Origin of the sequence: Streptomyces sp. NPDC051569, assembly GCF_044454085.1 — a bacterium.
GTDB lineage: Bacteria > Actinomycetota > Actinomycetes > Streptomycetales > Streptomycetaceae > Streptomyces.
On the sequence record NZ_JBITDJ010000033.1, the window covers coordinates 1 to 11573 of the forward strand.

At 70.0% G+C, this 11573-nt stretch carries 12 protein-coding genes; 9 read left to right on the forward strand and 3 right to left on the reverse strand.

Features of this window, described 5'->3' with window-relative positions; genetic code table 11:
- Positions 1-160: 160 nt before the first annotated feature.
- The 8 genes from ACIBAE_RS28295 to ACIBAE_RS28330 all read left to right on the forward strand — a co-directional run bounded on the left by ACIBAE_RS28295 (position 161) and on the right by ACIBAE_RS28330 (position 7121).
- On the forward strand, positions 161-805 hold the full coding sequence (locus ACIBAE_RS28295) for an HAD family hydrolase (RefSeq protein WP_399290818.1): 645 nt from the start codon (positions 161-163) through the stop codon (positions 803-805).
- A 67-nt stretch (positions 806-872) separates the two neighbouring features.
- Positions 873-2114 carry an MFS transporter gene (locus ACIBAE_RS28300; protein WP_399290821.1) on the forward strand — a complete coding sequence of 414 codons (1242 nt, stop codon included), beginning with the start codon at positions 873-875 and terminating at the stop codon, positions 2112-2114.
- Positions 2083-3255: an acetoin utilization protein AcuC gene (locus ACIBAE_RS28305; RefSeq protein ID WP_399290823.1), complete on the forward strand. Its 1173-nt coding sequence runs from the start codon at positions 2083-2085 to the stop codon at positions 3253-3255. Before ACIBAE_RS28300 ends, ACIBAE_RS28305 begins: the two co-directional genes overlap by 32 nt.
- A gap of 127 nt (positions 3256-3382) precedes the next feature.
- A complete protein-coding gene (locus ACIBAE_RS28310; RefSeq protein ID WP_399290826.1) occupies positions 3383-4198 on the forward strand; it encodes a phosphatase in 816 nt (271 codons plus the stop codon).
- A 127-nt stretch (positions 4199-4325) separates the two neighbouring features.
- Positions 4326-4538: a helix-turn-helix domain-containing protein gene (locus ACIBAE_RS28315; protein WP_365412038.1), complete on the forward strand. Its 213-nt coding sequence runs from the start codon at positions 4326-4328 to the stop codon at positions 4536-4538.
- Between the two features lie 112 nt (positions 4539-4650).
- Complete coding sequence (locus ACIBAE_RS28320) at positions 4651-4749, forward strand: 30S ribosomal protein bS22 (RefSeq protein WP_003948845.1); 99 nt, start codon at positions 4651-4653, stop codon at positions 4747-4749.
- A gap of 187 nt (positions 4750-4936) precedes the next feature.
- Positions 4937-5974, forward strand: coding sequence for an NAD-dependent epimerase/dehydratase family protein (locus tag ACIBAE_RS28325; RefSeq protein WP_399290829.1), 1038 nt, complete (start codon positions 4937-4939; stop codon positions 5972-5974).
- Between the two features lies 1 nt (position 5975).
- Entirely contained in the window at positions 5976-7121 is a 1146-nt protein-coding gene (locus ACIBAE_RS28330) for a lysophospholipid acyltransferase family protein (RefSeq protein ID WP_399290832.1), read from the forward strand.
- Positions 7122-7293: 172 nt separating this feature from the next.
- Here the strand turns inward: ACIBAE_RS28330 and ACIBAE_RS28335 are convergent, their stop codons facing one another.
- The 3 genes from ACIBAE_RS28335 to ACIBAE_RS28345 form a co-directional block, all read right to left on the reverse strand.
- Positions 7294-8520 (reverse strand): DUF5667 domain-containing protein, encoded by a 1227-nt coding sequence (locus ACIBAE_RS28335; protein ID WP_399290835.1) that lies wholly within the window; start codon positions 8518-8520, stop codon positions 7294-7296.
- A gap of 263 nt (positions 8521-8783) precedes the next feature.
- Positions 8784-9578 (reverse strand): ECF subfamily RNA polymerase sigma factor, BldN family, encoded by a 795-nt coding sequence (locus ACIBAE_RS28340; RefSeq protein ID WP_399290838.1) that lies wholly within the window; start codon positions 9576-9578, stop codon positions 8784-8786.
- Between the two features lie 455 nt (positions 9579-10033).
- Entirely contained in the window at positions 10034-10975 is a 942-nt protein-coding gene (locus ACIBAE_RS28345) for an HAD family hydrolase (RefSeq protein ID WP_399290841.1), read from the reverse strand.
- A 151-nt stretch (positions 10976-11126) separates the two neighbouring features.
- Between ACIBAE_RS28345 and ACIBAE_RS28350 the strand changes: the two genes are divergently transcribed.
- Positions 11127-11405, forward strand: a complete 279-nt coding sequence (locus ACIBAE_RS28350) for a glutaredoxin family protein (RefSeq protein WP_399290844.1) — start codon at positions 11127-11129, stop codon at positions 11403-11405.
- Positions 11406-11573 lie beyond the last annotated feature (168 nt).

Consider the following 11573-nt stretch of genomic DNA (forward strand, 5'->3'; position numbering starts at 1 on the left):
GGGGACCCTGTGGGAGAGTAGGACGCCGCCGAACAATTATTGTGGGAAGGCCCCGCACCTTATGGTGCGGGGCCTTTTCGCGTTCACGGCCATTTCGTGTCCACGCCCAATTTCTTTTCCTCCGGGCACGACATATTTCCGTCCCGCTTAGGGTCTAGGCATGCGCTACGAACTGGTCATCTTCGACAATGACGGCGTCCTCGTCGACAGCGAGCCGCTCTCCAACACGATTCTGGCCGGCTACCTCACCGAGCTCGGCCACCCCACCTCGTACGAGGACTCCCTCCGCGACTACATGGGGGCCGCCGTCCACCGGGTGCACGACCTTGTGGGGGAACGGACCGGGCAGCGGCTGCCCGCGGACTTCGACGACACGCTGCACGCCCGCGTCTTCGCCGCCTTCGAGCGGGAGCTGGAGCCGGTCGACGGTGTGGTCGAGCTGCTGAGCGGACTGGCGACGGACAAGGTGCCGTACTGCGTCGCCTCGTCCGGGAGCCATGAGCGGATCCGCGTCGGGCACCGGAAGACCGGGCTCGACCGGTGGTTCGACGACAGCGTCATCTTCAGCGCGCAGGATGTCGGCCGGGGCAAGCCGGCGCCCGATCTCTTCCTCCATGCCGCCGCACGGATGGGCGTCGCCCCCGAGCGCTGCGTGGTCGTGGAGGACAGCCCCCTCGGAGTCGCGGCCGCCCAGGCCGCGGGCATGGACGTGTACGCGTTCACCGCGATGACACCGGCCGGGAAACTCACCGGTGCCAACGGGTACTTCTCCCGCATGACGGAGCTGCCGGGGCTGCTGGGCTGATCGGCCGGCGGATCCGTCGACCGATCCGTCTACCCACGGGTAGCGCGGCGTCCTACGCTGTCCGGCCATGACAGATACGCGGTCGCGGCACGGGCGGGCCTCCCTGGCGTTGAGCTTCTTCGTCCAGGGGGTGACGTTCGCACTGCTCGTCACGCGCATCCCCGCCATCCAGGACCGGTACGGGATATCCGACGCGCTCCTCCCCGTGTTCCTCGCCGCCGTGCCGATCCTGGCCGGGGCCGGCAGCGTCCTCACCGAGAAGCTCGTCGTGCGCGTGCGGCCCGGGAGGGTGCTGCGGTGGGCGCAGCCCGTCGTGCTGCTGGCGCTGCTCGGCGTCGGGGCGGGCGACGCGGTGTGGCAACTCGCCTTCGCCCTGGCCGCGTTCGGGCTGTCGGTCGGGGCGCTGGACGCGTCGATGAACATGCTCGGGGTGAGCCTTCAGCGGGCGTACGGGCGCAGCATCATGCTGGGCTTCCACGCCGCGTACAGCCTCGGCGGGATCGTCGGGGCCTCGCTCGCGTGGGTGGGCGCGCACGGCGGACTCCCGCTGCTGGTGTCGTATCTGCCCGTGGTGGTGGTCCTGTTGCCGGCCGCGTTCATCGGGAGCCGCTGGTACGCGGACGCGAGGAGTGGCGCGGACGCGGGCGGGAACGGCGGCGGGGAGAGTCGTGGGGACGGTGCGGCGGACGGCAGGCCCGTCGCTGGTGGGCCATTCGTGTTCAGGCTGCTGCTGCCGCTCTGCCTCGTCATGGCGTTCGCCTACGTCGGTGACTCGACGGTGTCGAACTGGAGCGCCAAGTACCTGCGGGATGTGCTGGGCGGCTCGGAGGAGCTGGCGACCGTTCCGTACAACGCCTACATGGTCACGACGCTGCTGGGGCGCGCGGTGGGGGATCTGGGGGTGCGGCGCTTCGGGGCGGTGGCCGTCGTGCGGTGCGGGACGGTGCTGGCCGCCGGGGGGTTCGGGGTGGTGGCGGTGGCGCCGGGGGCCTGGGTGGGGATGCTCGGGTTCACGCTGCTCGGGTTCGGGCTGTGTGTGATCGTGCCGCAGACGTTCGCGGCGGCCGGCCGGCTCTTCCCGGGTGCCAGTGACGCGGCGGTGGCCCGGCTGAATGTCTTCAATTACGTGGGTTTCCTGATCGGTTCGCCGCTGGTGGGGGCGCTCGGCGACGCGTGGAGCTACCGGGGCGCGATGCTCGTACCGATGGTGATGGTCCTGGTGACTCTCGTATACGCCCGCTCGTTCGGGGCCGACCCGGCCCGATACGGTGGCGGGCATGAGCGGCCGCGCACTGTTGATGTGGGATGACGCAGTAACGGGTTACGACTTCGGCCCGCACCATCCGATGGATCCGGTGCGGCTGGCACTGACCATGGGGCTGGTGCGGGCGTACGGGCTCGACAGAGCGGTGGACGTGGTCGCCGCGCCCGCCGCCGGGGATTCCACGCTGCGGCTCGTTCACCACGAGGAGTACGTGGAGGCGGTGCGGCGGGTCTCGGCGGCTCCGGACAGCGCCGACGGGTCGTTCGGCCTCGGCACGGGCGACGATCCGGCGTTCGCCGGGATACACGAGGCGTCGGCGCTGATCGCCGGGCAGTCGGTGGGCGCGGCCGAGGCGGTATGGCGCGGGGAGGCCGCGCACGCCGTGAACTTCTCGGGCGGTCTGCACCACGCGATGCCGGGGTCCGCCGCCGGTTTCTGTATCTACAACGACGCGGCCCTGGCGGTCGCGCGGCTGCTGGAACTGGGTGCGGAGCGCGTCGCGTACGTCGATGTGGACGTGCACCACGGGGACGGTGTGCAGGCGGCGTTCTGGGACGATCCGCGGGTGCTGACGGTCTCTCTGCACGAGCACCCCCGGACGTTGTTCCCGGGGACGGGCTGGCCGCAGGAGACCGGTGGTGGCGCGGCCGAGGGCGGCGCGGTGAATGTGGCGCTGCCGGCCGGCACGGGCGACGAGGGGTGGCTGCGGGCGTTCCACTCCGTGGTGCCGGAGCTGCTGGCGGACTTCCGGCCGGAGGTACTGGTGACACAGCACGGCGCCGATACGCATATCGAGGATCCGCTGGCGCATCTGGCGGTGTCGCTCGACGCGCAGCGGGCGGTGCAGGCGTCCTGTCATGACCTGGCGCATGACTACGCCGAGGGCGGGCGGTGGGTCGCGCTCGGTGGCGGTGGTTACGCGGTGGTGGACGTGGTGCCCCGGTCCTGGACCCATCTGGTGGGGATCGCGGCGCACGCGCCGGTCGATCCGGAGTCGGTGGTCCCGGTGTCCTGGCGGGACGAGGTGTACGCGCGGACACGGCAGTTGGGGCCGGGGCGGATGACGGACGGGCGGACACCGGGGTGGCGGCCGTGGGAGGCCGGGTACGATCCGGCGGACCGGCTGGACCAGGCGATCCTGGCGACACGCAGGGCGGTGTTCCCGCTGCGGGGGCTCCTCGCCTAAGACTTGACGGGTTCTGACGGCCCGGATCAGGGCCTGATGGCTCGCTGCGGCTCGTTCGTTACGCCAACTGTGCGGTGTCCCGACGGTTCCGGCCCGCTGTGGTGCCGGAGCCGGGAGTATCGGCAGGATGTTGAGCACCGGAGCGCTCCGCGCGCATCTGCTGGCGGCCAGGCTGGCCGGTCCTGTGGCCACGTCACGGGAGGACAGCCTGCGCAGTTATCGTCTCTTCGCGGCCCGCGATCCCCGGGTGACGCTCGGCCTCGATCCCGAAGGGCCTTGGGACGAGGATGACTTGCTCAGGCTCATGGCCGACAGGTGCGGGGTCTCCGGCGATCCCGGTCTGGTGTCGGGCCCTGATGTGATCGATCCGGAGCGGACGCTGAGCGCGCTGGAGGCGTTCGCCGGGCGGCTGCGCGCGGCGGTGGCGGGCAGGGTTCCGGTGCTGTTCGGGACGGGACATCCGCACCGGCTGCTCGGTTTCTACGCCGGCCTGGCGGATGCGCTGTCGGCGGCCGGCTGTGTTGTTCTCACCCCGGCGCAGGGGAGATGTATCGACATAACAACCCGGTTCGGAGTACGTACGTACAAGCTCGACTACGTACGGGGGGTCGCGCTGGTGCGGGAGCGCGGCGTGGTGCGCGCCCGGAACGAGCCGGGGGCGCATACGCATTCACCCCTGCCGGTCCGGGTGGCGCTGGACGGTCTGGTGGAGGCCGGCGGGCCGTTGCCCGGGCTGGTGATCGGTGATCATGGCTGGGTCTGCGGGGCAGGTCAGCTGGGCTTCGAGGCCATCGGCCTGGCCGATACGGACGATCCCGCGCTGTTCGTCGGCGAGGCCGAGGGCCGGGTGTCCGTGGCGGTGCCGCTCGATGACGGCGTCCGGGCTGATTATTACGGGCCGCTTACTCGCTATGTACTCAATCGAGCGTGTCTGTCACAGTAGCCGCCGTGGGGTACTCCTCTTCCCCACTCGTATCATCCGCCCCTAGTCTGTGGCGTGAGCGCACAGCGACGAAGAGTCACCGGAGGGGAAGCCGGCGGCCGTCGCGTGCGGAAGGTACAGGTGGGTCATGGCTGCTGGCAGCGAGAGGCCTCTCAACGAGGTCAAGTTCCTTACCGTGGCGGAGGTCGCCTCGGTGATGCGAGTGTCGAAGATGACGGTGTACCGCCTGGTGCACAGCGGTCATCTGCCGGCGATCCGGGTGGGCAGGTCCTTCCGGGTGCCGGAGCAAGCGGTTCACGAGTACCTCCGCGAGTCCTTTGTGGGGGTTGGGTCCGCCTAGGGCGTCCCCTCGGATTACGTCCCTCACTCGGTGACGGGTAGGCTAGGCCGACGTAGGTCGTGTGGGCCCAGACGCCCCGCACCGAGTGAAGAGAAGTGAGCGAGGGTAAGTCGTGGGCTCTGTCATTAAGAAGCGGCGTAAGCGGATGGCCAAGAAGAAGCACCGCAAGCTGCTCAAGCGCACCCGCGTTCAGCGTCGCAACAAGAAGTAAGCGACAGCTGTTCGTGCATGTACGGCCCTTCCACCGGCTCGGTGGGAGGGCCGTGGTGTTTGTGTGGCCGGTGTTCGCGGCCGGTGTCCGTGCGGCCAAAGAAGAGGTCAAGCGCGCCGCGTGGCAATCACCGTGCGATGCCGACCGGCTACGGTGACGCCTACAGGACCTAGGGAAGGCGCTGATCTTGGGCAAGGTCGTGCTCGTGACCGGGGCGGCCCGGCAGCTCGGAGGCCGTTTCGTGCGGCGTGTGCAACGCGCTTCCGATGTGGACCGGGTGATCGCGGTCGACGCGGTCACTCCCGAGCACCAGCTGGGCGGCGCGGAATTCGTCCGTGCGGACATCCGCCGGCCGGCCATAGCGCGCGTCCTCGCCGAGCACCGTGTCGACACCGTGGTCCATTTGGATGTGACGGGCACTCCGCTGAGCGGCGGCAGCCGTGCCTCGGTCAAGGAGACCAACGTCATCGGCACGATGCAGCTGCTCGGTGCGTGCCAGAAGTCGCCGACGGTCAAGCGCTTCGTGGTCAAGTCCACGACGAGTGTGTACGGCTCCGCGCCCCGCGACCCGGCGGTCTTCATGGAGACGACCTCGCCCAAGTCGCTGCCGAGCGGTGGCTTCGCCAAGGACGCGGTGGAGGTCGAGGGGTACGTACGCGGCTTCGCGCGGCGCAGGCCGGATGTGGCGGTGTGCGTGCTGCGGTTCGCGAACATCCTGGGGCCCGCGGCGGACACCCCGCTCGCCGAATATCTCTCGCTGCCCGTCCTGCCGACGGTCTTCGGCTACGACCCCCGGCTGCAGTTCGTCCATGAGGACGATGTGATCGATGTGCTGCTGATCGCCTCGGACGAGCCGCGTCGCGGGACGCTCAACAGCGGGACCTTCAACATCGCCGGGGACGGGGTGCTGCTGCTCTCGCAGTGCTCACGGCGGCTGGGGCGGCCCACGGTGCCCGTTCCGCTGCCGGCGGTGAACTGGGTCGGCACGGCGCTGCGTACGGTCGGGATGACGGACTTCTCGCCGGAGCAGATCAGGCTGCTGACCCACGGGCGGGTGGTCAGTACGGACCAGATGCGCGAGACACTGGGATTCGTGCCCACGTACACGACCGCGGAGACGCTCGCGGACTTCGCGCGGGGCCGGAGTGCCGGGCTGCTGCCGCCCGAGGCAGTGGCGCGTACGGTCGACCGGCTCTCCACCTTCGTCAGCAAGGAGGGCGTCTGACATGGCGGATGCCAAGGTCATTCCCTTCGGTGATGAACCGAGAAGGCGTGGATCCGCCACCGGGCGGTCCAAGGGGGCCAGGGACGGTGTGGCGAAACGTGTCTCCGGTCCGGGGCAGGGACGTAAGCCGGGGCCGCTGACGCCCGTACCGGAGACCGTGGAAGGTCCGGCCGGGCGTGAGGGGACGGCGGGGGAGCGCGGGACGGGCGCTGAGGGGCCCGGCGGGCTGTCGGCGTCCGCAGCCGCCGCCGCGGCCGAGGAGGTCGGCGAGGCGGTCCGTGAGGCGGCTCGCGGGCGGGGACGCGGGGACGGCTGGGAGCGCGCGATCGCGGGCGGGCTGGCGTTCCTGCGCCGGCGGGTCACCGGTGAGTACGAGGTCGATGAGTTCGGGTACGACGCGGAGCTGACCGACCAGGTCCTGATGTCGCTGATCCGGCCGCTCTACGACGACTACTTCCGGGTCGAGGTCAAGGGCATCGAGAACATCCCGTCGGACGGGCCGGCGCTGGTGGTGGCCAACCACTCCGGGACGCTGCCGCTGGACGGGCTGATGATGCAGGTCGCCGTGCACGACCACCATCCGGCGGACCGGCATCTGCGGCTGCTGGCCGCCGATCTGGTGTTCATGCTGCCGGTGGTCAACGAGCTGGCGCGGAAGGCCGGGCACACGCTGGCGTGCGCGGAGGACGCGGAGCGGCTGCTGCGGCGGGGCGAGGTCGTCGGGGTGATGCCCGAGGGCTTCAAGGGGATCGGCAAGCCCTTCGGTGAGCGCTACAAGCTCCAGCGGTTCGGCCGGGGCGGGTTCGTCTCGACTGCTCTGCGGGCGGGGGCGCCGATCGTGCCGTGTTCGATCGTGGGGGCCGAGGAGATCTACCCGATGATCGGCAACGCGAGGACGCTGGCGCGGCTGCTCGGTATCCCGTACTTCCCGCTCACGCCGACGTTTCCGTGGCTGGGTCCGCTGGGGGTGCTGCCGCTGCCGACGAAGTGGACGATCCAGTTCGGTGAGCCGATCGCGACGGACGGGTATCCGCCGGAGGCGGCGGAGGATCCGATGCTGATGTTCAATCTGACCGATCAGGTGCGGGAGCAGATTCAGCACACGCTGTACAAGCTGCTGGTGCAGCGGCGGTCGGTGTTCTTCTGACGTCGGTGTACTTCTGACGTCGGTGTTCTTCCGACGTCTTCCGCGCGTCCTCCGAGATCCTTCTGCGATCTTGGGTTGTTCCGGCTCGGGTGGTTCCGGCTCGGCTTCCGGAATGGCTGAGGCGGGGTGCTCCTGGTGGGAGCACCCCGCCTCAGCCATGTGGCCGGTCCGCCTATTCCGTGTGTTCGGCGTCGAAACCGAGACCCGGCAGCAGACCCGGCAGCAGGGGCGGGATCGTGACGTCGGGACCTGGGTGGACGGCGCCGTCCTGGTGTTCGGAGGGCGCCGGCGTGCCGCTGTTCGGCGGCGGGTCGAGCAGTCCGCCCGTACTGCCGCCGATCAGATGATCCCCCTCGGAGGAACTGTCCGAGCGCGAGCCCGACGGTTGTGGCGTATCGCTGGAGTGCGAGCCGCCGCCTTCGTTCTTGCTCGGTGAGGAGGGTGAGGCAGGGTCCGGCCGGCCGGAGCCGGCGGGGTCCTGGGGGGAGCCGGGGCGGTAGGTGGTGCCCCCGCTCTTCTCCGGGACCCGCGGCAGCAGCGACTGGAGCGGAGCGACCTCTTCGTCTATGGCGTCGAACACCGAACTCACCTCGTTGCCGACATCCGTCAGCTGGACGGGAAGCCGGCCCCGGAGCCCGTCCCACGCCACGCGGTGCGAGGCGGAGAACGACGACAGGGTCGCGATCGGGCGGAGCGATCCGTCCCGTTCGTATGCCTGATGGAGCAGGCGATGGCCCTCGGTGACGTCGTGCTTCATCCCGCCCAGCGTGCGCCGGACCTCGGCCAGGAACTCGTGGTCGATCTGGCCGGAGCGGCCACGCTCCATCAGCCGGCGGGCCTCGTTGAGCCGGGTCGAGGCGTGGTCGAGGAACAGCTCGCCCCGGTCGGAGTCGTCGTCCGCCAGGTTGAGCTTGAGGTCCTCCATGCCGCGCTTCAGCCCGTACAGCGAGTCACCGGGAAGGGCGTCGGAACTGGCAGCGGCCACTCCGCCGAACGCGCCGGCTGCCACACCGACCGTGAGTCCGCCGGCCGCGAGTCCCTTGGTCCACCGGGACCTGGGTCGCAATTTCCGGAGCGGGGAAGCCCGGTGGGCACCCCGGCCGGATGTCCGCTGCTCGGGCACCGTAGGGCCCGAGGTAGTACCCCCGGCAGCTGTGCCCTCCAGCAGCATGGCCTCCATGGCTGCCACGAGTTGTGCTCGTTGCACCACTTTGACCTCGGGGTCCAGCGTGGGTTTCGGCCGTTCGCCGAGACCACGCGCCAGAGCCAACAGCCGCCCCTGTTCGGCCGGTTCGGCCGACTCGGCAGCCTGTTCGGCCGCCGCGCCCTGGACCATCTGGTCGTCCAGGGCCTGGGCGAAGGCGTTCGCCCGCCGGTGGGCCGAAACGTTCGCGATCACTGGCGGCACCTCCTCTCGTCATGACGATCGACTCCCCTGGGGGTCCGGAAGGTTGCACGCCTTGAGCGCGTCCACAGGGAGCCTGCATCCCCCACAACGAGCGGCGCGGCACTTGGGTTACGCGCGAAAGATGATCGGACCAGTGCGTCATCGAGGCGTCACCGAAAGTGAGTTGAGCCGCGGGGGAGGCGGGCGGGGAGGCGGTCGGGAAGGTCGGGAAGGGGGAGGCGGGTGGGGCGGGGGTGCCGGACCGGACGCCGGCGTCAGCGGGCGTCTTCCGGGAGCAGACGGGCCAGGGTGCGTACCGCTCGGTACTGCAAGGTCTTGATCGCTCCTTCGTTCTTGCCCATGACCTGGGCCGTCTCGGCGACCGAGAGGCCCTGCAGGAAGCGCAGGGTGACGCACTCCTGCTGCTGTGGGTTGAGTTTCCGTACGGCTTCCAGCAGTGCCGCGTTGGAGAGGGACTCCAGGACGGAGTCCTCCGGGCTGCGCTCGACCTCGTTGGCGTCGAGCATTTCGCCGGTGGTCACTTCCAGGCGGAAGCGGCTCGACTTGAAGTGGTCGGCGACCAGGTTCCGGGCGATCGTGACCAGCCAGGCGCCGAAGTCGCGCCCCTGCCAGGTGAAGGTGGAGATCCTGCGCAAGGCACGCAGGAAGGTCTCGCTGGTGAGGTCTTCCGCGGTCGCCTTTCCGCCCACGCGGTAATAGATGTAGCGGTAGACGGTGTCGCTGTACTGGTCGTACAGCCGGCCGAACGCTTCGGCCTCACCGGCCTGTGCGCGCTCGACGAGTTCCATCATGCGGGCGCTGTCGCTGTCGGCGCTGGGCCGGCGGGTGGTGGTCGATGCGGCGGTGCTGCTGCGGCTTCCCCGTCTGCCGACCGCCGCACCGCCGGTCGCCAGGGCATAACAAGGTCCGATAGGGCCGCTCACGGCAGGGGCCGGTGCGGCGAAGGCGGGGACGGCGTACGCGGTGGGGACGAAGCCGCGCAAGCGGTCGAGGACCGTTGCGCGCAGCGTAGCCAGGCCCGAGGCGTCAACCCCGACGTGTGGGTACACGGGACTCCCAGAGGCAGAGCTTCCATCACGTGCAGTGCGGGACCGTTCGCTCGCCGTGGCGAGTTGTGGGGTCCGGTATGCGTCTGAGGAGAATAACGCTTCGTACAGGCAGCGCTACACCCAGTTGCTCAAATCGTCGATTACGTCGCTTCCGTGGCACCTAGGAGGCGGATCTAGTCGCACATGGTGACCATTTATTGATCGGATTGCGTCACGATCTGCTTGCTCACGTGATGGGTTGTGGCTGGGTGACGGCGCCGGGACTGGCGGGCGGCTCGCGCGGGTAGGAAGCCTGGATCGCTCGCGCCCAGGCATGAGCGCGGCCCCGGGGATTCCCGGGGCCGTGGCGGCGCGAGTGTGTCGTGGGGCCGCTGGGGCCTGTTTGCCGGACGGGTCCCAGCGGCGCGGTATCTGTCCGGCAGTGTGCCCGGTGCCCGGTGCCCGGTGCCCGGTGCCTAGCGGCGGCGGCGGTGCAGGGCGACCGCGGCCGCCGTGCCGCCCGCGAGGGCGCCGACTCCGGCTGCCGCCGGGATGCCGACCTTGGCCGCTTTGCGGCCGGTGCGGTAGTCGCGCAGTCGCCAGTCGAGCCGGCGGGCGTGCTTGCGGAGCTTGCTGTCCGGGTTGATGGCGTACGGGTGTCCGACCAGCGAGAGCATCGGGATGTCGTTGTGCGAGTCGCTGTACGCGGCGCACCGGTCGAGGTCGAAGTCCTCGGCGGCGGCCAGGGCCCGGACGGCTTCGGCCTTCGCCGGGCCGTGCAGCGGTTCGCCGACGAGCTTGCCGGTGTAGACGCCGTCGACCGATTCGGCGACGGTGCCGAGGGCGCCGGTCAGGCCGAGGCGGCGGGCGATGATCGTGGCGGTCTCGACGGGGGCCGCCGTCACCAGCCAGACCTGCTGGCCGGCGTCGAGGTGGGCCTGGGCGAGGGCGCGGGTGCCGGGCCAGATGCGGTCGGCCATGTATTCGTCGTAGATCTCCTCGCCGATGGACATCAGCTCGGAGACGCGGTGGCCCTTGACGATGGACAGGGCGCTGTCGCGGGCGTCCTGCATGTGCTCGGGGTCCTCGACCCCGGCGATCCGGAACCACGTCTGCTGCCAGGCGAACCGGGCGAGTTCGCGGCGCTGGAAGAACTTCCGCTTGTAGAGGCCACGGCCGAAGTGGAAGATCGCGGCGCCCTGCATGACGGTGTTGTCGAGATCGAAGAAGGCTGCGGCGCGGGCGTCCCCGAAGACGGGGAAGTCCGGTACGGGGGCGGCTCCGCCGGGTGCGGCACCCGCGGTGTCCGGTGTCTCCTGCGTGGACTTGAGCCCTGCCTCCGCCGCGGCCTCGCCTGCCAGCACGCTCCGGGCTGTCGCGGAGCGCCTACGGGGGGTGAGCCATCCCAGTGCGGCCATATCGTGAGCATAGCCAGTCTGTTCGGCGCCGGCGGACACGCCGGGGTGGAGTGAGGTGAACTCTCGACGGCCGGTGTGTTGATACGGCGATCGTGGTGTGCCTGTGGACGGACGGCCGCCGACTCCGTCGCCCGGACGGAGAATGGTTCCCATGAGTCCTCTGTTGCGGCGTGCGGCGAAGAAGAAGGCGGGCGAGCGGCTGGTGACGCTTGTCTCGAAGCCGGGTTGTCACCTCTGTGACGACGCGCGGTCGGTGGTCGAGGCGGTGTGTGCCGAGACCGGTGCTTCCTGGGAGGAAAAGGACATCACCCAGGACGAAGCGCTGCACCGTGCTTACTGGGAGCAGATTCCGGTGGTGCTGGTCGACGGTGAGCAGCACACCTTCTGGCGGGTGGACGCCGATCGGCTCCGCCGCGAACTGGGGGCCTGACCGAAAAGACGGTTACCATCGTGGGCGCTTTGCCGGGCTTCCTTCGGTGGGCGGCGTCCGGGTCGCGATCGCGACGCGGAGGTTGTCGCCGGGTCCGGGAAATGGGTCCCGGCGAGGCGCGGGAAGTGGTCGCGGGGGCGTATTCGTGAGGAGTGTGTGCCGGTTTGC